Genomic DNA, 22,454 nt, shown 5'->3' on the forward strand with positions numbered 1-22,454 from the left:
ACGGCACCACGGGGTTCACATCGGGGAGTTGAGCAGATGACCAAGCAGCCGGTGGATATATCCACCACGGCCTCCGTGGAGGACGCAGCGGCCTTGTTCCGCACGGATATGCGAGCGAACTGGTTCGGGGAGAACAACACCGGAATCGCCACGACGTTCACGGAGAGCGGTGGTTCACCGCTCGGCATCCACCACACCGATATGCCGGACCTCGCGCTGACGGCCGAACTCGTGAGCCGGGGAGAGAGCACCGAGCGGTTGTCGGTCCACCTCCTCATCTGGGACCGGGGGGAATGCCGGAAGATCCGGCTCGAAGCCGAAGGCAACGTGCGCGCCCTGCGCATCCTTGCGAACCGCAAGATGCGCCGATTCGTCGTCTCGCTCCAGGAGGAAGATCCCTCCCTCACCTACACGGGCATCTGAGCGGACAAGGGGAGGGGCCGCAAGGCCGGTCCGCCCGCCCGACGAATGAACGTCCGGCTTCGCGCCGGGCGTTCATTCGTGTCCGAAGGCCGTGGCCGAGACGTCCCGTTCCAGCGCGGCCCGGTGGATTCCGTATGTCGTGAGGTGCGATGCCTTGATCACGATGCAGTAGCGGTCCACCGAGACGAGGGTCCTGCCGAGCCGGTCGTACTCGCGCCGCAGGAAGTTGATGGCCGCCTGGTTCGCCGCGGAGGTCTGGCCGCATATCAGCAGCACGGGGCGGCTGGACTCCGCAGGCGTGAACTTGGCGACGAGGGCGTACTCCTGATTGCCGCGGTCGAAGAGGAAGCGGTCACCTCCGACCTCGATGGCCACCGAGTCGGGCCCGCCGTTGTAGGGGTGGATGGTCACGCCCGGCAGGTGGGCGGCCAGATGGCCGCCGGTGCGAATGTTCGAGTCGCCGATCGGTCCGCCGACACAGAATTCCGTGCGGTCGGCGTTGCTGCCGCGGAACTCTCCGGACTCGACGGTCACCCGGCAGCCCAGCTCACCGGCGAGCATGGCCAGTTCGATGACCGCCCGCACGTCCCGGTGCTGTGCGGTCCCGGGGGCGTTGTGCTTGTTGCCGAGCACGATGAGGCAGGTTTCGCCGGGGCGGACGCCGAAGAAGGCAGCCTTTCTATTCAGTGCGCGGGACCGCCTGCCCCGCTCCCACAGCCAGCCGAAGCCGAGGCCGAGGAGGCTCGTCACCAGCCCGATCGCTATGTTCACCAGCACTGAGATAATCGCGCCGCCCTCCCCCGGACAGTCCCCCATTGTGCGGCAGTTCACCGTGCGGCCGGAAGATCTCGACCGGTCACACCCATGGCCACGTCATGCCTTGCCTTTGCCCGCGGGCGGTGCCTGGCCGCCGCCGCCCGCCGGCTTCGAGGCCGGGTCCAGGGTGTGGATGAGAGCGACGACCCGTTCGCGCACCCGGGGCGGCGACTGCTGCTTGCCGTCGGGTGTCGTAGTGCCGTGGGGACCCATCCGTCCGACACGCCGACCGTTCGTCTCCAGCTCCGCCGTCACCTCACCGACCAGGACCGTGTCGCCCTCGCCGACCGCTTTCGTCAGCACGGCGATCCGCTCGTCGACCTCCTCCCACGAATCCGGCGGCAGCCGCCAGGCCAGCACCGCGTCAAGGACCGCCAATGCCTCGAACCTGGCCGTCCTTCCGATCCGTCGTGCTCCGTCCGACGTACCCATCACTGCCTCCTGTTGATCTTGCTGATCCTGGAAGTGCTGCTGATCCTGGAAGTGCTGTCGGTCCTGGTGGCGCTGCCGGTCGTGGTGGCGCTGCCGGTCCTGTCGACCGTCGTCATCGGCGGCCGGAAAGGCGTACTGCCTCACCGGCCGGTGTGGATGTAGGGCGCCCACGCCGCCGGTGAGGCGGCGTGGCGAGCGCGAAGTTCGCGTACCACCCCGTGCAGGGCGACGGCGCAGTCGCCCACGTCGATACCGCCGCCGTAGCGCCGCAGCGAGCGGTACAGCCGACGGGCGAGGCCGGCCGAGACCAGGTCCGCCGCCTCCCACAGTGAGCCGATCACCTGGGGGTATCCCGCGGTCAGGAACGCCGACGTCAGGTGAATCGCCTCGTCCGGGAGCCGGTCGGTCCGCGAGGTGTTGCAGGCGAGCAGCACGGCGAGCTGGGCGTACGGCAGTTCGTGGCGGTTGACGGCCCGCACCTCAAGGGGTCCGTCGGCCAGCAGCAGGTGGCTCTTCGAGGGGTTGTCGGGGTCGCTCACACCGTGACAGGCGAAGTGCACCGTGGACGCCGACGGCAGTGCGGCCAGCACCCCGTCGACCGTGGCGTCGGCGTCCGCGATCACCCGCAGTCCGGCCAGCGCGCCGGCCGCGGCGGAGATCTCCGCCGCGGCCGCCCCGGAGCCGCCGTCCGTACCGGTGGCGCGGCCCACCGCGAGGTGCCGGGCGGCGCCCTGCGCCGCGGGGCGACGTTCCAGTCGGGCGTGCCGCAGCGCCCTGATGCTGGGCGTGTAGGAGGAGGCGACCCGGTCGAGCACGGAACGGCGCTCCCCCAGGTCCGCCTTGCGCTGGTAGCCGGCGGCGTGCAGCGGCAGATGCGCCAGCGGGCCGGAGGCGGACCACCACAGCCGAGGGACAGCGTGTCTCGGCGTCCCCTCCGGGATCGGCTCGGTGAGGCCGGCCGCCCGCAGCACCGGTTCCGCGACCTTGTCCCACAGCCACTCAAGGGTCCGGAAGATGGTCTCGGCCGCCGCGGCGCGCACGTCCTTCGGGCTGTCCAGATCCACGGCGACCGCGGCAAGGAAGTCCCGGGCCGTGTGGGCCAGCAGTCCTTCGGTCACGTCGAGTGTCACGGTCCTGATGCCCCGGGACGTGACCACCAGCGCGTCACATCGCAGCCGGTCAATGTTGATCAGCACGATGGGCCCCTGTACCGCCTCCGCCTGCATCTGCATCGCGGTCGGCGGCAGCAGGAAGCTGCCGAAGCCGGGGTGGGACCGGATGTCACCGAGGAGCAGCCGCCACTGCTCGGCCGCCCGGTGCTGCGCCCGTACGCCCGAGGTCTCGTCCCGCGACGCGATGTCATCGGCCTCCCGCATCCGCCCGGCGAGGTCGGTGAAGCGCGCGGCGAGCCGCGGATGAGCCTCTGCGAGGTCGGACACGTCGCCGCGCGCCTCCAGGTCCTGGCTCATGAGGACGGCACGCCCTTGTTCCAGCAGCGCGGCCGCCTGTTCGGTCCGGCCGGCGGCGAGCGCCACCGCGCACCCGGTTCGGGTCAGGCTGGTGCCCGTCGAACTGTCCGGGGACGGCCCTTGGAGGGCAGAGTGCACGGCGCGCTGGCGATCGTCGCGGTGCAGCGCCCGCGAGGTGAGCAGCGGCAGCATCTCCAGCGCGACGGCCGCGGCGTCCGCGGCCCGTGCCCAGTCCCCGAGCTCCACCCGGCGGCCGAGCGCGACGCGCGCGTTCTCGAATCTCACCGCTGGGGGCAGCTTGGCCTCTGCCTCAGGCTGCCACCGCACCTCGGCTTCCTCGACCCCGATCAGGTCTCCGCGGAGGTCGTGGTCGGCCATCACCACCAGGTCGGTGATCGTACGCAGCGTCGGCCGCAGGCGTTCACGCTGCTCCGCCATGCTGCCCCAGTGGCCGGGGGCGTCCGGGAGCGCCTCCAACGTGCGGGCCACCTTCCGCACCAGCCCGACCGCCTCCTTCGACATGTCCGGGTCGCGGCGGAGCATCGAGACCCCGGCGAGGGCCTTGGCGTAGAACATCGCGCAGGCGACCCACTGCGGTGACTCGGGGCGGACGTGGTCCACGGCCCACCGCAGGCCGTCGCAGGCCCGGAGCATCGTCGCGGCGTCGCCGCGGAGCGAACCGTACGCCTGCCGGTGCTCCTCGACCGCGCACAGCAGTTCGATATAGCGGGAGCTGGTGGCCGGGAGGGTGGCGAGTACGTCGTCGCCGGCCCGCACAGCCCGCTCCAGGTCCGCGGCGTCCCTACTGATGAGGTACTTCGCGGCCCACACCTGGAGCAGGGCCGCGGCCGTCCATCCCCGGCGGCCGGCACTGAGTCCTGGTTCGGCCAGCCTGGCGAGCAACTGCTTCTCGGCGAGCGCCAGTCGGCGCGGGTCCGACGGAGACGTGTCGACCCCGACGAGACTGCGGAGGACCGCTTCCGCGTCTGGTGGCAGACCGGTCAGGTCGGACTCCAGGGCAGGGTCGCAGACGAGGCCGGGCGCGGGCGCCGGGCAGGGCGGCCAGTGCGGTGAGGTGGAGGACGCGGGTCCCCCGTCGCCGCCCGGTGCGCGTTCGCGGTCCGGCCCGCGAGGAGTTCGCGCCTCCGGGTCCGGAGCACCGCCGAAGGAGGCCATCTCCTCCGGTCCTGCGCCCGGTGACCGGTAACCGGGGCTGCGTGGCGGTTCGTACAACCGGATCGGCGGCAGCGGGGGAAAGGTCAGGAGTGGACCCATCCACGGCCGCACGAGGCGGAGAAGACCTCCCGACTTGAACGGGAGCATTCCCATCAGCCGCACCATCTCGGCGGTCGCGGCGCGCTTCTGGGCGATATGCGGAAGCAGCGGGTCGCCCGGCCGCAGGTCCCGCTGCAACATCGCCCACAGCTCGTCCGACCTGGCGACGTCCCGCCGGGATCCGCTGAGGACGGCGCGCGCGGCCAGCAAGGACGCCATGTTGACCGCGTAGACACCGCCGTCGTCCGGTGGGCCATCGGCCCGGAACGCCTCCATGTGCGCGATGGCCTCGTCGGCCGTCTTGAGGTCGAGTTCGTAGGTCAGTACGGACATCAGGGCTATCGCCAGCAAGAGGTGCACCGGGGCGGCCTCGTGGGGCCGGTAGTCCGTGCCGTGGACCCGCGCGTGCTCCACGCCCGCCAGCGCCAGTCGGCCGGCGGTGACCGCGAAGGCGGCCGAGGCGCGGTCCTTCGGGTCCGCACGGAATCTGACGACGGCGGCGTGTGCGGCCGTGCGCCCGACCAGTTCCGCCTCCAGGTGGTCGGGCGTGACGGCGTCGTGGGCGGCTCGGGCGAGCCGCCACATCTCGGGGAGCGCCGACTCGTCGCCGGACTCGTACCGGAAGCACGCGGACTGGGCGAGCCGTACCAACAGGCAGCAGCGTGCGATGTCGTCCCGCGGGAGCGAGTCCGCCAGCCGGGCCGCCGCCGACTCGATGGGCAGGACCGGCTGGAAGTGCCGGGGCAGCGGCAGTTCGGGGTAGGTGGCGGCGACCCTTACCGGGTCGTCGGCCGTACGCCCCTGCTTCTGCGCGCCGAGATGGTGCTGAACGTCGCGCGACAACCGGTAGTCGCCGAAGCGGAACGACAGGGTGCGCTCGGCCAGCCACAGGTGCAACACCCACGCAGGCCGCCCGGGATCGTCCCGCGCGCCGGTGTCCAGCGCGAACTCCAGCAGCGCCGCGGCGGCCACCGCCGCGTCGCGGCCGCCGCTCGACCAGGAGGACAGCAGCAGTCCGTCGGCGGCGGACAGCCAGCTCCGCGGGTCGGCGCGGACCGCGCCGACCCGGCGTTCGATGTCGGACGACCAGGACGCTTCACAGCGTCGCATCACGCGGTCCACGACTGCTCTCATATCCGGCATGTCGAGTCCTCTCTGAAGGGTGGGACGGTCGGGACTTGCGGGTCGGCCGCGCGGCACGTGGCGATCGGCGGGCCGCGGGGTGGGGCGGTCGGCTGCCGACGAGCGCGCGCCCGGACGGGCGGTCATGTCCGAGCGCGCGCCCGGACGGTTCAGCAGACGAGGTCCAGGACGACGGAGCGGTTGCGTTCGGCGGGGCCGGGCAGCAACCGGCCTTCGCTGTCGAGGTCTTGGACGTGGCCCGGCCACCGCGTGCCGACTCCCCGCAGCGTGATGTCGTGGGCGGCCACACCGAGCGAGACGAGGACGTCGCGGACCGCTGTTGCGCGGTCGAGGGACAGTCGCCTACGGCCATCGGCCGTTCCCGCGGACGCCGTCGTACCGATGAGCCGGATCTTCGCGTGGTGGGCCACGGCCCAGTCGGCGAGTTCCCTCAGGGCGGCGGCGGCAGCAGGCCGGTCGCGCAGTACCGACGTGTCGGGCAGGAATCCGACACTGCCGCTGTTCCGCAGCACGTGGTTCCCGCAGGAGGGCGGATACGTTTCCAGGGGACGCACCGTGACGACGGACACGGCGGGGGTGTGCGGTACGGCGGCACCCGTCGCCGGCACGGGGTCGGCCGCGACACACTCGGCCCCCGCCTCGACGGCGATCGCCTTCCATATGGCGACGAGGTTCTTGTGCTCCGGGAGCGGCAGTCTGGCCTGCGGCGGCGCCGTGTCGCCGACGCCGCTGAAGAGGACGGAGATACCGGTGAGCTGCGGGAGCGAGCCCTGCCGCTTCAGGAAGTCGGCGACATCGGTGGCCTGGGCGTCCAGCACGCCGTCACGGCGGAAGTCCAGTGGCGCGACAGTCTGAAGCCCGGAGTCGGCCACCACGACCGTGCCGCCCGGACCGACGTTCCCCGCGGCCTCGGCCAGCGCCGCGAGCAGGTCGGCCTCGGGACGGCCGGCTTTCATGCGGTGGATCGTGTTCGTCAGCGACTTCACGAATGTGTCGTGGTCTTTGGCGCTGCGGGAACCGTTCTTGCCCGTGTCCTCGAAGGCCCCGCGGAATTCCACGTCGGGTGCGCCGTCCACTCCGACCACGGAGATCAGCTGACCCCCGTCGATCGCGGTATCCACCAGTGAGAGCGCGGCGGGTGTCAGCCGGGGCGCGGGTGTGTTGGCTCGGGCGCCGAGGACGAGGGCGACGCGGCCTCGGCCGGTGGCGCACGCGGCGGCCTGCTCCCGCTGCTCCGACGCGCTGTTCTTGGCCGGGTGACCGCAGCCGGATGCCGCAAGCGCCACGGCACCCAGCAGGCAGAGAGCGGTGAGTCCGCGGAGAAGGGATCGTAATCTCGGTGATGCCATGGTGTGTGCTCCAGGAGTTCGAATCGATCGACGGCGCGGGGCCAGGTTCAATGAGCCCGGCCGCCCGGAGGCGTCCGGGCGACCGGATGACGAGCGGGAAGTGGCGGGACGCTGCGCAGACGTCAGGGGCTGGTCCAGTGCCGGCCGCACGACGGGCAGCGCAGGCCCAGACGGCAGTTCGAGCAGTCCGGACACGGCAGCAGACGACGAGCGCAGTGGGGGCAGAACTCGGGCCGGGGAGCGGGCGGCCGCATCGGGAACGGGCGCGGCTGCGGGCTCACGCCGCCGCCCCTTGGCCGTTCTCCGCATCGGGCTCGTCGGACTCCCCCGGTCCGTCGGGCCGATCGGCGGCGCGCAGGTCGGGGCCCTTCCAACCGCCGGGGACGAGCCGGTCCCCTGAGTCGGTGAGTCCGTCGGTGGCCGCCGGGTCAGCGATGTGCACGGCCATCAGGAACCGGGCGTAGTGCTTCAGGTCGTCGGCCCAGCCGAGGCATTGCCCGGTAGCCACCTCCCAGCGCCGGTGGTCGCGCTCGCGCTCGGCCAGCTCCTGCTGGTGGCGGTGGACGGCACGGACATGGCGTGGCGTCAGCCGCTGCACCTCCTGCCGGGCGGCCGCACGGTGTGCCAGGGCCATTCGGTACGCCGTGGCCAGCGGATTGTGGGCGAGGTACGCCGTGACCGCCGCCAGCAGGCCGCCGGCCAGGTAGAGGCCGAGGAACAGCAGGGCCGTGCCGAGATTGGCGCTGCCGGTCAAGTCGTCGGCGGGCGCCCCCGCGGTGCTCGGGAGACCGAGGGTCTCGAGCCCGCTGCCCCCCGACGTGGCGGGCGTGTTGGTGGCGCGGACGAAGAAGCACACGGCGCCCATGAACAGCCAGACCATCGTCAGCACCACCGCGAGAGCACCCACGGCCGGCGTGGACCGCTCCACGAACCTGCGGGCGAGTACACCCACCTGGTGGCTCACAGCCAGCGCCAGGCCGGTGAACCCGAGGACAAGCGGAATGATCATCCACCCGGCCTCGTTCACCAACAGGCCGACGACTTGGTAGAAGGCGATCCCGTCTGCCCCCACCGCCAGCACCAGCGCGAGGTAGGGGTAGTAGTGCCTGGTTCTGCCGACGACCAGATCAGGGTCGGCGAACGGCATGTGACCGGGCGGGACGGTTCTGCTCATGGGGTCGGTCCTCCTTGCGGGGGCGGGGTGGGTTCAGCGGGCGACGCGGCCTCGGCAGGCCCGGCGGGCGACACGCTCACAGTGGCGGGCGGGGAGAGACGGGCACGGAACGCGCTCAGGTCGCTCTCGGCCCGGCTGAGGTCGTCCTTGGCGTGGTCGAGTGCCGTCTGCGCGTCCGAGAGCTCCTCGGCGGCCACGCCGATCAGGTGGTCGCAGACCGCCTCGCGGAGCTTGTGCTCGGATTCGAGCCGGGTGACCCACTGGACCGTCCAGGCGTCGATGAGGTTGTCCAGCGCGGTGCCCGTACCGGCGTCGATGGCGTTGGGGGCGAGTTCGCCGACGAGTTGGCGCACGGTCTCCTCGGCGGTGCCGAGATCGGCCGGTGGCGCCATCCGGTAGAGCGCCGGAATGGTCCAGCTCGGGTCGCCGTCGACCACGGTCGAAAACGTCGGCTCGGGCTGTTCGGGCGGGCGCTTGGTCTTACGGCGGAGAAAGGGAAGGTCCACGGAGGGTCCTCTCGGGGCGGGTGTTCACGGGTCCCTGGGTGGTTGGGCCGTCCAGGGAACGGCCGTTCACGAGTCCGGCGGAATTCAGCCGAGTTCGGGACGGTGGCCCGCAACCCAGGCGGGCAGCTCGGGACCGCCGTACTTGGCCTCACCGTTGATCCGGGCACCGTCCGCGTGTCGCCGGACCAACTGCCGGTCGTAGGCCATGACACGGCGCATGGCCTGCTCGTGCAGGTAGACCGCGCGTGCCGCGGCGGCTTCCTGCCGCACCGCGATACGGGCCTCGACCGTGTGCAGTTCGACGGTCAGTGCGGCAGCACGCCCGGCGGCCTGTTCGGCGGCGGAGCGCAGGTCGGCGAGCCGGCGCGACCATTCGCGCGCCCGGCGGGCGCGCACCACCGCCTCGGCGGTCTTGTGCTCGCCGCCGCGCCGCCGGTTCTGCTCTTCCTCGCTCAGGGGGCCGGCCGACTCGGCGACGGCTGCTTCGGCCTCGGCGGCGAGCCGTTCGGCCTCCTGTACGCGGGCCCGGAGGACCAGCGCCCGGCCCCGGTCCTCGGCGGTCTCCCTGAGGCAGAGGATCCATTCGGCCTGCTGACCAGCGGCGGCTCCGCGACCGAGGAACTCGGGCGTCGGGGTGCCGCCGACGCCGCTCTCGCCGAGCGCGGGCAGTCCGGCCTTCGCGTCGCGGTTGGCATGGTGCCGGTCCACCAGGCGCAGGTGGATCGCATAGCGCCGGGGCTTGGGCAGGGGTGCGGGCTTGGTACGGCCGTTGAGGCGAGGGGACATCTGGGGCCTCCCGTGGGCTTGGCAGGCACCGCGAAGCGGTGCGACGGACGGGAGGGACGCCCTGTGCACCCTCGCAAGTCCATCGACATGAAGCGTCTCTTCTTGTCTAACCAGAGTCAACTCTGTTTGTGAATATTCTCTACTTCAGGAGCAAAAGTTATCTGGGGTTTACAGATCGCTACAAGCCAGTACTCTCGTGACGTGCACTGACCTGCGATTAGAGGAGAGACGGCCAGTGATCCTCAAAGCCCAGATCCCCCCCATCCCGGAGAGCCGGGGCCGGCAGATGCCGGCCCGGCTCGCCCGCAAGGTGGGACCGCTCTTCGGAGTCGCCTGGGACGGCGCCCCGGGCGGCATGCATTCCTGGTGCTGCGACTACGCGCAGGTGACGCTCGCCGAGATCATGCGCGGCGCCCCGCGCCCCGCGAAGCCGTCCGAACTGGGGGACCACACCGACCGCGGCCTGCCGGACAGCGAGGTGACCAAGGCGGGGCACACTCCGATCGCCAACGCCACGGCGTCGCGCTACGGCCCCGACACCAAGGCCGCGTTCGTCCTCATCGGCACCAATGTGCTGCTGGCGCCGGTCACCGAAGCCCTCGGTCGGGCGCTCGACGAGATTCCCGTCGAGGACCCGCACCTGCTCATCGGCGCCTTCGCGTACAGCCTGCTCGAAGTCTTCCGCTCGGAGCCGATCCTGCTTGTCGCCGCGCTCCAGGCGCAGGGCGTGCAGCACGCGCTGGGCGCCCTGGACGCCCCGGTCCGGAGCGAGGGCGTGCGGAGCCTCGCCTCCCACGAGTACGGTCCGATCCGGGCGCGGTACGACGCCGATCACGCGCCGCTCGGTCTGGACCTCGTGGAGAAGTTGGCGACGGTCCTGTGCGCGCGCCTGCGCCCCAGGGAGTCGAACGAGGTCGGCATGAACGAGCCGCTGCCGGGCGGGAGCGCCCGCGACCGCTTGCGCCGCACCGTCGTGGGCATGGCGCAGGCCACGCTCTTCGACCTCTCCGCGGTCACGGACGACGCCGCGGTGCGCATCGTGGACAACAAGAAGGGCCGGAGGGCTGAGCTCCATCTGCACACCGAGGTACGGGTGCGGCGCTTCGCGCAGGCGGTGCTCCCCCACGTCGAGCTGCCACCACAGGAGACCCCCGCCCGGATGGCGGACAAGCTCAGCTTGCTCCAGTCCGTGATCGAGGAGACCCCGTCCGGTCCCGATCTCGACGTCAAGGCCGCCCTGACCGTGCGACAGGGCCTGGTGACGGCGACGCTGGCGCTCTTCGAGGACCGGGACGAGTCGACCCGGCACGTACGGGCCCGCATGCTGGAACAGTTCGCCGACCGGGTCCGCGAACTGTTCGGCGCGGACTCCCCCGAGTTCCTGTTGGAGCGGCTGCACGCGCTGGCCGATCTCGTGCAGTTCCCCGCCGCGCAGGACGAGGACCCGTCACACCCGCAGATCGTCACCCGGCGTGCGGGGTGGCTGCGCGAGGGCGTCGCGCTGGCGAAGACGCTGATGGGCCGGGTCAGCGGGGGCAGCGTGGACGGCGGATACCTCGCCACCCGCCTCGACGACCTGCTGGTCGGCGTGAACCAGTTGCGCAAGGCCCAGTATGAGGCTCACGTCACCGGGCTTCCCGACGCGGAGCAGATCACGAGAGAGCTCATCCCGCTCTGGGACGACTGCATCGAACTGCTCACCTGCTTCTTCGAGAACGGCAGCCCGCGCTACTACGTGCGGCTGCACAACTACTGCGCCTTCCTCGTCGGGGCGGGCTCGAACGTCGAGATGCGCGAAGAGGGCCTGGAGCTGTACGACAACGAGGTGATCCCGGTCCGCCGCCGGATGAACGAGTTGGGCACCGCGTTCACCTCCCTGCGCAACGTCCTCCAGGTAGCGATGCGCGGGCACGTCTCGCTGGCCCGGGACCTTGACGACCCGCAGCGCTCGCGCGAGCACCTGGCGGCCGCCCGGACGTACGCAGCGGAGATCCGGGCCAACACCGACGAGGTGGACCGACTGCTGGAGTACGCGGGCGAGCGGGCGACCGGGTTCGTCATGGCGCTGAGCCTGGCGAACTGCTTCCTGACCTCGGCGGAGTACGCGCTACCGGACGATAGGGCGGACCGCGCCAGGTGGGCCGAGCAGGCCGCGGAGCTGATGGCCGTCGCGGCACCGTACGTCTCCGGCGGCCAGAGGAACCGCGCAGACCGCAGAAGGGAGTTCGAGAACCTCGGCAGCCGACTGCGCGCCCTCGACAGCGCCGCCGCGTGAGACACGCGCCGGGCATGAACCGCGCCGGCGAGGAGTACGGGGACCGGTCGCAGCCGGCCCCGTGACAAAGAGCACCGCGCACACGTCGACGACCGTCGATACCCCCGCCGCACGGGTCTGGCCCCCGCGATACGGTGCGCGTTCCCGCCGCGGCCCGCTGAGTCAGCGGCGGCGGAGGGAGGGGTCGAGGAGGGCGGGCGGGGTGTCGAACTTCTCCTGGGGGGCGAGGTCGGTGCCGGGCGGGACGATGGCGTCGAGGGCGTCCAGGACGTCGGCGGTGAGCACGGTGTCGGCGGCGGCGAGCTGCGAGTGCAGGTGGTCCAGGGTGCGGGGGCCGATGATCGCGCTGGTCACGGCGGGGTGCGCGGTGACGAAGCCGAGCGCGAGCTGGATCATCGTCAGGCCGGCGTCGTCGGCGACGCGGGCGATCCGCTCGACGGCGTCGAGCCTGGCCCGGTTGGACGGGACGGTCAGGTCGAAGCGCTCCGGGAGGTGGGCGGAGCGGTTGGTGGTGATGTCGCGGCCCTCGCGGACCGCGCCCGACAGCCAGCCGGAGGCCAGCGGGCTCCAGGCGAGCACGCCGAGCCCGTACTCCTCGGTCACCGGCAGGACATGGGTCTCGATGCCGCGCTGGAGGATCGAGTAGCTGGGCTGCTCGGTGACGTAGCGGGCCAGGTGCTGCTCGCGGGCGGCCCACTGCGCCTGCACGATGCGGTACGCCGGAAAGGTCGAGGAGCCGAAGTAGCGGATCTTTCCCGCGCGTTGGAGGTCGGTGAGGGCCGACAGCGTCTCCTCGTCGCTGGTGCGCGGGTCCCAGCGGTGCATCTGGTAGAGGTCCACGTGGTCGACGCCGAGGCGGCGCAGGCTGTTGTCCAGTTCGGTGACCAGCCAACGGCGCGAGCTGCCCCGGTGGTTGCGCTCGTCGTCCATCGGCATGGTCGCCTTGGTGGCCAGCACGATGTCGTCGCGGCGCCCGGCGATGGCCTTGCCGACCATCTCCTCCGAGTCGCCGTGCCCGTACATGTCGGCGGTGTCGATGACGTTGATTCCGGCTTCGAGGGCGGCGTCCACGATGGCGGTGGCCTCGTCCTGCGTGGTGCGGCCGATCGCGCCGAAGTTCATCGCGCCCAGCGCGAGGGTACTGACCTGCACGCCGGTGCGGCCCAAAGTGCGGTACTGCATGAGTGGAATCCTCCGTGCTCTGGCATCATGAGATAAACGGAACATTGTTCCGCCACAAACGACGATACGGAACGACGTTCCGGATAGCAAGCGCGACTGCCGGGGACACGGGACGGAGGACGGTGCGGTGAACGACGGAGAAGGCGGCGCGGGCGTGCGGGGCGGCGCGGACGCGGGGGGCGGCGCGGACGCGCGCGGCGATGCGGACGGCAGGGGCGGCGCGGCAGGCGGCGCGGGCGCGGCCCCCCGGCCCAAGCGTGCGGACGCCCGGCGCAACAAGGAGGCCCTGCTCGACGCGGCGGCGGCCGTCTTCGTGACGTCAGGCGTCGAGGCGCCGGTACGGGACATCGCCGCCGAGGCGGGCGTCGGCACTGGCACGATCTACCGGCACTTCCCGACCCGCGCCGACCTCATCATCGCCGTCTACCGGCACCAGGTCGACGCCTGCGCGGAGGCCGGTCCCGCGCTGCTGGCGGCCGACCCGTCCCCGTACGCCGCCCTCGGGCAGTGGATCGACCTTTTCGTGGACTTCCTGGTCACCAAGCACGGGCTGGCGGGCGTGCTGCACTCCGACGAGGCCGGGTTCGACGCGCTGCACGCGTACTTCCTCGACCGGCTCGTGCCCGTGTGCACCCGGCTGCTCGACGCCGCCGTCGCCGCCGGCGAGATCCGCTCGGACGTCGAGGCGCGAGTGCTCATGCGGGGCGTCGGGAATCTCTGCATCGGGGCGGACAGCGATCCGGGGTACGACGCGCGGCGCCTGGCCGGTGTCCTCGTCGCCGGACTGCGGCTGCTGCCGTAACGGTTCCCGCCGCCGCTCTCAGCAACCCAGACCGCCCGAAGCGTCACGCCCCCGTACGCCCCGCCCGGAGCCTCACGCCCTCCTTACGCCCCGCCGGAAGCCTCATGCCCCCTTACGCCCCCGCCGGAAGGCGGCTGTCCAGCGCCCGGATGAACCCGGCGACGGTCGCGGTCATGGCGCGCCGCCCCTCGCGGAGATAGACGCGGGGGTCGGTGATGTCGTCCACGGCGAGGCGGGCGCGGACGGCGCCGGTCATGGCGATGTCGAGCCCGGTTCCGACGGTGACCTTGCTGATCCCCTCGGCGGCGGCGAGGCCGAGTTCACCGGCGGTGGCGCCCGCCGTGTCGCGCAGGACGAGGGGGACGTCGAGGGCGGTACGCAGCCGGGCCAGCAGTCGGCGGTCCGGGCGCGCGCCGAGCGGGACGGTCAGGGCGTCGACTCCCGTCGCGGCGACGAAGGCGCGGGCCGCGGCCGGGCCGCCGCCCGGCTCGGGACGGGTCGCCGCGCCCGCGGGGACGGCCGCCGCGTCGGCCTCGATCCACAGATTCTGCTCGTGCGCCCACTGCGCGGCGTCGCGCGTCACCGCCACGTTCTCCGCGTACGGCAGGCGCGCCGCGTCGTACATGATCGAGCTGAAGCCGCAGTGCGCGGCCTGGGCGAGGAGCGCCGTCCTGCGCACCCGGTCCAGATGCAGCGCGACCGGTACGGCGGCGGCCCGCGCGGTCTCCGCGGCGGCGCGGGCGAGCGGCAGCAGTCGCCCGTCGTAGTACTGCACCACGCTCTCGCTGACCTGGATGATCACCGGGGAGCCGACCGACTCCGCGCCTTCGACGACGGCTTGTACGTGTTCGAGGGTGATCGCGTCGAAGGCCGCGATGGCGCGGTGCTCGACCGCTGCGGCGGTGATCAGCGCGCGGGCGGCTGCAAGAGGCATGGGTTCTCCCGACGGTGCTTGCGCGAGGATGCTTGTATTTGCACCTTACTCCGCACAATCGAACACTTTCAAGCATTCCTGGTGCGCGCAGTCCGCACGGCCGTGGGGTCCGCGCGCGTGTGCCACGCTGGTGCGCGCACGATCACGCCGAACCGGTCGAGCCGCGCCCGATCAGCCGCGCACGGTCAAGCCGAACCGGCCAAACCACGCACGATCAAGCCGAGGACGATCACGTCACGGAGGAGAACGCCTGTGTCCAGGGACGCCCGGTGGACCGCACTGCTGGATCTGCTGGCCGAGCACGGCCGCGTGGAGGTGGAGGAGGTCGCGACCACGCTCGACGTCTCCACCGCCACCATCCGCCGCGACCTGGACCAGCTCGCCGAGCAGCAGATGCTCACCCGCACCCGCGGCGGGGCCGTCGCGCACGGCGTCTCGTACGAGCTGCCGCTGCGCTACAAGACGGCCAGGCACGCCTCCCAGAAGCAGCGCATCGGCAGGACGGCCGCCTCCCTCGTCGCCCTCGGCGACGTCGTCGGCCTCACCGGCGGCACGACCACCACCGAGGTCGCCCGCGCGCTGGCCCTGCGCGGCGACGTCACCGCGGACGGCACCCGCCAGCCCGCCCTCACCGTCGTCACCAACGCCCTCAACATCGCCAACGAGCTCGTCATCCGGCCCCAGATCAAGATCGTCGTCACCGGCGGCGTCGCCCGCCCCCAGTCCTACGAACTCACCGGCCCTCTCGCCCGCGGCGTCCTCCAGGAGATCATCCTCGACATCGCCGTCCTCGGCATCGACGCCCTCGACCCCGCCCAGGGCGTCTACGCCCACCACGAGGACGAGGCCAGCATCAACCGCCTCCTCGCCGAACGCGCCCAACGCGTCGTCATCGCCGCCGACTCCTCCAAAATCGGCCGCCGCGCCTTCGCCCGCGTCTGCGGCCTCGAAACCATCGACACCCTGATCACCGACGAGGCCATCCCCCCGGAAACCGCCGCCGCCTTCGAAGAAGCCGGCATCACCGTCACCATCGCCTGACCCGGGCCCCGCCCCTGACCCCGCCAGGCGCGCCCGTGGCCGTTCGCACCCCTTACCCTTCCGCCATGGCACCGAGCGACGTCACCCGTACGGAAATCAGCCGGGCGCTCGAGGAGTTCGACCGGCTCGGCCGCGACGCGTTCCTGCGGACGTACGGCTTCCGCCCCGCGCTGCGTTACTTCCTCCTGCACGACGGAGAGCGGTACGACTCCAAGGCGATCGTGGGCGTGGCCCACGGCTACCTCCCCGGCCGGCAGCCCCTCGCCCCGGCCGACTTCTCCGGCGGGCTGGCCGCCGCCGTCGGCGTGCTCCGCGCGCTCGGCTACACGGTGGTCGAAGCTCAAGCCGAGGCCGAGGCCGAAGTCGAAGTCGAGGCCGAAGTCGAAGTCGAAGTCGAAGTCGAAGTCGGGGCCGAAGCTGCGAGCGGGGCCGGGTCCGGGTCCGACGACAACGCCGTCCTGCTGGGCGCGTACGGCGAACTCGTCGGCCGCATAGGGCGGTTGAAGGTGAACAAGGCGCAAGGGGCCCCGCTGCTGTACCAGCCCATGACGCTGCTCTGGGCGCTCGGGCGGGCGGGGCGGGGGCGCGCGCGGGTGCTGCCGTGGAGCCGCGTCGAGGAGGAGCTGGGCGGGCTGCTCGAACGGCGCGGGACGCGGGGCGAGCGGGCGCGGGCCGACTATCCGGTGGCGGCGCTGTACCGCGCGGGGCTGTGGGAGCTGTCCGGCCACTCGGGCGCCGTACCGCCCGCGCACGGTGATGCGACGCTGGCGCGCTGGTTCGCCGAGCAGCAGCCGTCGGGCGGTCTGACCGAGGCCGTGTACGACCTGCTGCGCCGGTCGGGCGAGGCGCGGGCCGTCGTCGTCGACACGCTCGTGGACACGTACTACCAGGACGTCGACCCCGGCCCGCTCCTGCGCGAGGTCGGGCTCGATGACGACGAAGTCGACGTGCCCGACGAGACCCACGACACCCACGAGACCGAACGGTACGGAACCGGGCCGCATGAGGACGGTCAGCCGTATCAGGACGGCCAGGTCGCCGAGGGCGCGGAACGCTTCACCCCCGACCCCGTTGTCCTCGCGGCCGCTTACGACCGGCTCTGCCGCGCCGCCGAGCACCACGAGAAGCGACGCGGGACCGGCCGCGTGAGCACCACCACCGAGCGCTACGTCCGGTCGCGCGCGGCGCGTCAGGCCGTCCTCGAGCGCTGCCGCGGACTCTGCGAGAACCCCGGCTGCACGGGCCAGCCCGCGGACACGACACCGAGCGGCGCGGCCATAGTGGAGATCGACCACGTCGTCGACCTCCAGCTCGGCGGACGCGACCACCCGAGCAACATGGTCGCCCTGTGCCCGAACTGCCACGCGGTGAAGACCCGCGGGCGCAGGCGCGAGAAGCTGCGCGCCGTCCTCGCCGAAGAGGCCGGAAAGCGGCACGCGGCGACTCTCGCCCGTCGGCGCAGCCGCGGTCCTGGCGGTAGCACTGGGCGGGGGGACTGATCGGCGGTACGGGAAAGCGTCGTCGGGAACTACGCAGATTTAACCTCTCGGCTCCTTCTACGGCGGGGTCTACGCGCGTATCTTGAGCCGGATCGCTCATTCCGGCTCATGGTGATGTGCCGTCATGAGACGTGGAAACACGACGTATTCATCGCGTTCAACGCACCGCACGAAGGAGACCCTCACCGGTGTCGCACATCTCTGGGGCAGAGCCCCGCCCTGACAGACCCGGTACTGCCGGGAACCGCAAGCGGCTGGTCACGATCGGGATAGCCGGCGCGGTGGTGCTGGCCGCGGTCGGCGTGCACACCGCCTTCGCGACGCCGTCCGCCGATGTGATGGTGTCCGAGGTGTACGGCGGCGGCGGCAACTCCGGTGCCACGTATACGAACGACTTCATCGAGCTGGCCAACTCGGGCAGCGCTCCGCTGGACCTGAGCGGGTACAGCGTGCAGTACCTGCCGGGCGCGCCGACGCCGACGTCCAAGTGGCAGGTGACGCCGCTGACCGGGTCGCTCGGCGCGGGCGCGCGGTATCTGGTGCAGGAGGCCGCGGGCACCGGCGGGACGACGGCGCTGCCGTCGCCGAACGTGGTCGGCGCCATCAACATGTCCGGTACGACGGGAACGGTCGCCCTTGTGCACGGCACCGACCCGCTGACCTGCGTGACGAAGGCGGACTGCGCCGCCGACGGCACCATCCGCGACCTGGTCGGCTACGGCACGGCCGCGGTGTTCGAGGGCAACGGCCCGGCGGCCGGGGCGAGCAACACCGACTCGGTGGCGCGCCCCGCCCTGACGGACACCGACGACAACGCGGCGGACTTCACCGCGGGCGCGCCCACCCCGGGCGCCGCAGGTGACGGCGGCGGCCCGACGACGCCCCCCACCACCCCGCCGACCACGCCGCCCACCTCGCCCCCGACCGGCGTCGAGGCGAAGATCCACGACATCCAGGGCGACACCCGGCTCTCCCCGCTCGCGGGCAAGGCGGTCACCGGCGTGACCGGCATCGTCATCGGCGTCCGCTCCTTCGGCTCCTCGCAGGGCTACTGGGTGCAGGACCCGACGCCGGACGCCAACCCCCGTACCAGCGAGGGCATCTACGTCTTCACCGGCTCGGTCACCCCGACCGTCGCGGTCGGCGACAGCGTCTCGCTCGCGGGCACCGTCTCCGACTACTACCCGGGCGGCACCTCCGCCGGCGGCCAGCCGGTGACCGAGCTGACCAAGGCCGCCGCCACGGTGGTCTCGCACGGCAACGCGCTCCCCGCGCCCGTCGTCCTGGACAAGAAGAGCGTCCCCGACGCGTTCGTCCCGGCCGTCGGCGGCGGCACGATCGAGAACCTGCCGCTGCGTCCCGACGAGTACGCGCTCGACCTCTTCGCCTCGCTCGAGGGCATGAACGTGCAGATCGGTGACAGCCGCGTCGTCGGTGCCACCGACCCGTACTCCGAGCTGTGGGTGACGGTCAAGGCGGACCAGAACAAGACCAAGCGCGGCGGCACCCTCTACACGGGCTACGACCAGCCCAACTCCGGCCGCCTGATGGTGCAGTCGCTCATCCCGACCGCCACGCAGGCGTTCCCGGTGGCGAACGTCGGCGACACGCTGCGCGGTACGACGGCGGGTCCGCTGGACTACAACCAGTACGCGGGCACCTTCGCCGTCCAGGCGCGCACGATCGGCACGGTCAAGAGCGGTGGCCTCAAGCCCGAGGTGACCGACAAGGCCAAGTCGGACCAGGCGACCATCGCCACGTACAACGTGGAGAACCTGGCGCCCGGCAACCCGCAGTCGAAGTTCGACGCGCTCGCCAAGGGCCTGGTCACCAACCTCCGTTCGCCCGACATCGTGGCGCTGGAGGAGATCCAGGACAACAACGGCGCCACCGACGACGGCACGGTCGCCGCGGACAAGACGCTGACCAAGCTGACCGACGCCATCAAGGCGGCGGGCGGACCGAGTTACCAGTGGCGCTCGATCGACCCGGTCAACGACAAGGACGGCGGGGAGCCCGGCGGCAACATCCGCTCGGTGTTCCTGTTCAACCCCGACCGTGTCAGCTTCGTCGACCGTCCCGGCGGCGACTCCACCACCGCGGTGGGCATCACCGGCACCGGCTCCAAGACCGCGCTGACCGTCTCCCCCGGCCGCATCGCGCCCACCGACCCGGCGTGGAACAGCAGCCGCAAGCCGCTGGTGGGTGAATTCACCTTCCGCGGCGAGAAGTTGTTCGTGATCGCGAACCACTTCAACAGCAAGGGCGGCGACCAGGGCATCGACAGCCGCTTCCAGCCGCCGGTCCGCAGCTCGGAGGTGCAGCGCAACCGCCAGGCGATCCTGGAGCACGACTTCGTGCAGCAGCTCGAGAAGGCCGACCGCAACGCCAACGTCGTGGTCCTCGGCGACCTGAACGACTACCAGTTCTCGCCCGCCGCCCAGGCCCTCACCGGCAACGGCACGGTCCTCACCGACCTGGTCAACACCCTGCCCAAGGACGAACGTTACTCCTACGTGTACGAGGGCAACTCCCAGGTGCTGGACCACATCCTGGTCAGCCCCAGCCTGAAGCACGTCGACTACGACGTGGTGCACATCAACTCGGAGTTCGCCAACCAGACGAGCGACCACGACCCGCAGGTCGTCAAGATCAAGCCGTAGCAGGTCGTCATTCGTACGGCGTCACGTCGTCGCAGGTCGTCGTACGCCTGAGTGACGCGTGAGGCACATGTGAGGGGCGGGCCCGGCGGGGTCCGCCCCTTCGCGCTGCCCGGCTTTTCTGCCCCACGCCTTGACGCGCGCATGGCGGAGTTATAGACCATTACCTGTTTGAGAGAGCGCTCTCACGAGCGTGCCCCACCCTGTACACGGTCCCCCACCCGGTCAGGAGTCCTCATGCACGCCACGCCGGAAGGCAGCGCGATGCCACACGGCAGCCTCTCGCAGTCAGCGCTCCCGCACGCGCCCTGAGCCGCCGGAAACGGTTACGCCGTAACGCGCGGTCCCGCCGCACCCAGCGGTCACGCCGCGCTCAACGGCCCCGCCGTACACGGCGGTCACGCCGTACGCGGCGGTCACGCCGTACTCCGCACACGGGCGCACCCCCCACAACGCTTCGTCGGGACAGGAGATCTCGCATGTCCACCGGACACGCACCAGAGCAGGACCACGGGCACGACCCTCAGGACCGGGCCGGTACGGCCGGCGCCGCGTCGCACCGCGGGCGCCGCTCCCGCACCCGGATCGGCCTCGCGGCACTGGCCGTCGGCGCGCTGGCCCTGGCCGGCCTGACGGCGGTGGCGAGCCCGGGCGGCGCGGCCACCCCCGCGGCGGCCCCGGCCGTCGCACCCGCCGCCATACCCGCCCCTCCGGCCGGTTTCACCACCACCTGGAGCGACGACTTCAACGGCGCCTCGGGCACCGGGGTCGACGGCGGCAACTGGAAGTACGACACCGGCCCCGGCAGCAGCTTCGGCACCGGTGAGATCGAGACGATGACCAACAGCACGTCCAATGTCTTCCAGGACGGCAACGGCCATCTCGTGCTGCGCGCCCTCCACTCGGGCAGCGACCCGCGCGCGGGCTGGACCTCGGGCCGGATCGAGACGCAGTCGTCGTCCTTCGGTGCGCCCCCCGGCGGCGTCGTGATGATGCAGTCGTCGATCCAGCAGCCGAATCTGACGACCGCCAACGGCGCCGGCTACTGGCCCGCGTTCTGGATGCTCGGCTCGACGCTGCGCACCGGCACCACATGGCCGACCTCCGGCGAGGTCGACATCATGGAGGACATCAACTCCCGCAGTTCGGTGTTCGGCACGCTGCACTGCGGTGTCAACCCCGGCGGTCCGTGCAACGAGTCCACCGGCATCGGCAGCGGTGAACGCGCCTGCTCCGGCTGCCAGACCGGCTACCACACCTACGCCGTGCAGATCGACCGCTCGGTCTCGCCCGAGCAGATCCGCTGGTACCTGGACGGCGCCAACTACTTCACCGTCAACGCCAATCAGGTCGACGCCACGACCTGGGCCAACGCGGTGGACCACCCGTTCTTCATCATCTACGACCTCGCGATGGGCGGCGGCTTCCCCGACGCCTTCGGCGGCGGCCCCAACGCGGCGACCGTCAGCGGCGGCCAGATGAACATCGACTACGTGGCCGTCTACAACAAGGGCCCGGGCAGCACCACTCCGCCGTCCAACGGCACCAACCTGGCGCTGAACAAGCCCGCGACGGCCTCCTCCACGGAGAACGCGGGCACCCCCGCCTCGGCCGCCGTCGACAACAGCACCACCACCCGCTGGTCCAGCGCCTTCAGCGACCCGCAGTGGCTGCGCGTCGACCTCGGCGCCTCGCACGCCGTCAACCAGGTCAAGCTCAACTGGGAGGCCGCCTACGCCAAGGCGTTCCAGATCCAGGTCTCCAACGACGGCACCAACTGGACCAGTTGCTACAGCACCACGGCGGGCACCGGCGGCCTCCAGACCCTCAACGTCAACTGCACCGGCCGCTACATCCGCGTGTACGGCACCCAACGCGCCACGGCCTACGGCTACTCCCTCTGGGACTTCCAGGTCTTCGGAAGCTGACACCGCCCGAAGCCCGCACCTCCAGGAGAGCTGAACGCCTCCCCCGCGTACCAGGGCGGGCGGACCCCCTGCCGGGCCCGCCCGCCCTCGCCGCGTACCGCCGCGTGCCCTACGCCGTCGCGAAGCGGAAGGTGCTCGTCACCGCGTCGAAGATGTCGTGGAACGCTTCGGCGAGGTCGAGGACGGGGCTGGCGCCGGAGACGAGGACGATCTCGGCGGGGCGGCCGGGAACGGGGATGTAGGTCTGGGTGAGCGCCATCCGGACCGTGCGGGTGTCGCCCTGCTCGACGGGGACGTCCTCGACGCCCACCGTGCGGGCGCACAGGCCGACTTCGGGGATCTCGACGGTGGTGACCCGCCGCCAGGCGTCGCCTTCGCGGCGGGGGGTGATCGTCCTGAGCGTGTCGGCGATGACGCGCGGGTCGGTGCTCAGCGTGGAGCCCTGGGAGCCGGTGGCGCTCACGACGGTGACGGTGACCATCGCGGTCAGCGGGACGCCCTCGAAGTTCTCGGCCATGCAGCCGCAGTAGAGCGCCCCCGCGTCATGGGCGTCACGGGCCATCCGGCGCAGCAGCGCGACCAGGTCCTTGCGGTACGGGGCCAGTTCGGGGACGGCCCGGACGCGCGCGTCGATCAGCGCGCGGACGGTCTCCTCGCGGCCCTCGGGCCGTACGTCGAACTCCCACCACGACTCGGGTACGGACAGGGAGACGCCGACCGGCGGGGCGGCGGGGGCTTCCGGCGTGCTCTCGTTCATGAC

Annotated in this window: 18 protein-coding genes; 8 read left to right on the forward strand and 10 right to left on the reverse strand. The window is 71.7% G+C overall.

Annotated elements, in window-relative coordinates:
- The first annotated feature begins 36 nt into the window (after positions 1 to 36).
- Positions 37 to 423, forward strand: a complete 387-nt coding sequence (locus ACFY9V_RS14550; protein WP_355348019.1) for a hypothetical protein — start codon at positions 37 to 39, stop codon at positions 421 to 423.
- A gap of 72 nt (positions 424 to 495) precedes the next feature.
- Here ACFY9V_RS14550 and ACFY9V_RS14555 read toward each other — a convergent pair whose 3' ends face one another.
- Positions 496 to 1,194, reverse strand: a complete 699-nt coding sequence (locus tag ACFY9V_RS14555; RefSeq protein ID WP_391161499.1) for a hypothetical protein — start codon at positions 1,192 to 1,194, stop codon at positions 496 to 498.
- A 102-nt stretch (positions 1,195 to 1,296) separates the two neighbouring features.
- Entirely contained in the window at positions 1,297 to 1,617 is a 321-nt protein-coding gene (locus ACFY9V_RS14560) for a CATRA system-associated protein (RefSeq protein WP_391161501.1), read from the reverse strand.
- Positions 1,618 to 1,683: 66 nt separating this feature from the next.
- Between ACFY9V_RS14560 and ACFY9V_RS14565 the strand changes: the two genes are divergently transcribed.
- A complete protein-coding gene (locus ACFY9V_RS14565) occupies positions 1,684 to 1,833 on the forward strand; it encodes a hypothetical protein (RefSeq protein WP_355348010.1) in 150 nt (49 codons plus the stop codon).
- Here the strand turns inward: ACFY9V_RS14565 and ACFY9V_RS14570 are convergent.
- The 5 genes from ACFY9V_RS14570 to ACFY9V_RS14590 all read right to left on the reverse strand — a co-directional run bounded on the left by ACFY9V_RS14570 (position 1,812) and on the right by ACFY9V_RS14590 (position 9,373).
- Positions 1,812 to 5,525 carry a CHAT domain-containing protein gene (locus ACFY9V_RS14570; RefSeq protein ID WP_391161502.1) on the reverse strand — a complete coding sequence of 1,238 codons (3,714 nt, stop codon included), beginning with the start codon at positions 5,523 to 5,525 and terminating at the stop codon, positions 1,812 to 1,814. The genes ACFY9V_RS14565 and ACFY9V_RS14570 overlap by 22 nt on opposite strands.
- 182 nt (positions 5,526 to 5,707) lie before the next feature.
- Positions 5,708 to 6,844: an OmpA family protein gene (locus ACFY9V_RS14575; protein ID WP_391161503.1), complete on the reverse strand. Its 1,137-nt coding sequence runs from the start codon at positions 6,842 to 6,844 to the stop codon at positions 5,708 to 5,710.
- 340 nt (positions 6,845 to 7,184) lie between these two features.
- Positions 7,185 to 8,081: a hypothetical protein gene (locus ACFY9V_RS14580; RefSeq protein ID WP_355349340.1), complete on the reverse strand. Its 897-nt coding sequence runs from the start codon at positions 8,079 to 8,081 to the stop codon at positions 7,185 to 7,187.
- A complete protein-coding gene (locus tag ACFY9V_RS14585) occupies positions 8,078 to 8,587 on the reverse strand; it encodes a hypothetical protein (RefSeq protein ID WP_391044707.1) in 510 nt (169 codons plus the stop codon). The genes ACFY9V_RS14580 and ACFY9V_RS14585 overlap by 4 nt, the downstream gene beginning before the upstream one ends.
- A gap of 84 nt (positions 8,588 to 8,671) precedes the next feature.
- Positions 8,672 to 9,373: a hypothetical protein gene (locus ACFY9V_RS14590; RefSeq protein WP_355349334.1), complete on the reverse strand. Its 702-nt coding sequence runs from the start codon at positions 9,371 to 9,373 to the stop codon at positions 8,672 to 8,674.
- 235 nt (positions 9,374 to 9,608) lie between these two features.
- Here ACFY9V_RS14590 and ACFY9V_RS14595 point away from each other — a divergent pair, with 235 nt between their 5' ends.
- Entirely contained in the window at positions 9,609 to 11,648 is a 2,040-nt protein-coding gene (locus ACFY9V_RS14595) for a hypothetical protein (protein WP_391044703.1), read from the forward strand.
- Positions 11,649 to 11,810: 162 nt separating this feature from the next.
- Here the strand turns inward: ACFY9V_RS14595 and ACFY9V_RS14600 are convergent, their stop codons facing one another.
- Entirely contained in the window at positions 11,811 to 12,830 is a 1,020-nt protein-coding gene (locus tag ACFY9V_RS14600; protein WP_391161504.1) for an aldo/keto reductase, read from the reverse strand.
- Between the two features lie 286 nt (positions 12,831 to 13,116).
- On the opposite strand from ACFY9V_RS14600, the gene ACFY9V_RS14605 reads away from it, so the two are divergent.
- Complete coding sequence (locus tag ACFY9V_RS14605) at positions 13,117 to 13,632, forward strand: TetR family transcriptional regulator (protein WP_391161735.1); 516 nt, start codon at positions 13,117 to 13,119, stop codon at positions 13,630 to 13,632.
- A gap of 112 nt (positions 13,633 to 13,744) precedes the next feature.
- Here ACFY9V_RS14605 and ACFY9V_RS14610 read toward each other — a convergent pair whose 3' ends face one another.
- Positions 13,745 to 14,566: a class II fructose-bisphosphate aldolase gene (locus ACFY9V_RS14610; RefSeq protein ID WP_391161505.1), complete on the reverse strand. Its 822-nt coding sequence runs from the start codon at positions 14,564 to 14,566 to the stop codon at positions 13,745 to 13,747.
- Positions 14,567 to 14,818: 252 nt separating this feature from the next.
- Between ACFY9V_RS14610 and ACFY9V_RS14615 the strand changes: the two genes are divergently transcribed.
- From ACFY9V_RS14615 to ACFY9V_RS14630, 4 genes are all read left to right on the forward strand, one after another.
- Positions 14,819 to 15,607, forward strand: coding sequence for a DeoR/GlpR family DNA-binding transcription regulator (locus tag ACFY9V_RS14615; RefSeq protein WP_188283080.1), 789 nt, complete (start codon positions 14,819 to 14,821; stop codon positions 15,605 to 15,607).
- 65 nt (positions 15,608 to 15,672) lie between these two features.
- A complete protein-coding gene (locus tag ACFY9V_RS14620) occupies positions 15,673 to 17,106 on the forward strand; it encodes an HNH endonuclease (protein ID WP_391161506.1) in 1,434 nt (477 codons plus the stop codon).
- A 254-nt stretch (positions 17,107 to 17,360) separates the two neighbouring features.
- On the forward strand, positions 17,361 to 19,769 hold the full coding sequence (locus tag ACFY9V_RS14625; protein ID WP_391161736.1) for an endonuclease/exonuclease/phosphatase family protein: 2,409 nt from the start codon (positions 17,361 to 17,363) through the stop codon (positions 19,767 to 19,769).
- A 476-nt stretch (positions 19,770 to 20,245) separates the two neighbouring features.
- Entirely contained in the window at positions 20,246 to 21,694 is a 1,449-nt protein-coding gene (locus tag ACFY9V_RS14630; protein WP_391161507.1) for a discoidin domain-containing protein, read from the forward strand.
- Positions 21,695 to 21,803: 109 nt separating this feature from the next.
- On the opposite strand, the gene ACFY9V_RS14635 is transcribed toward ACFY9V_RS14630, so the two are convergent.
- Positions 21,804 to 22,451: a hypothetical protein gene (locus ACFY9V_RS14635; protein WP_355349317.1), complete on the reverse strand. Its 648-nt coding sequence runs from the start codon at positions 22,449 to 22,451 to the stop codon at positions 21,804 to 21,806.
- Positions 22,452 to 22,454: the final 3 nt, after the last annotated feature.

The sequence above is a fragment of the Streptomyces sp. NPDC008317 genome (assembly GCF_042955955.1).
In the GTDB taxonomy this organism is placed as follows: domain Bacteria; phylum Actinomycetota; class Actinomycetes; order Streptomycetales; family Streptomycetaceae; genus Actinacidiphila.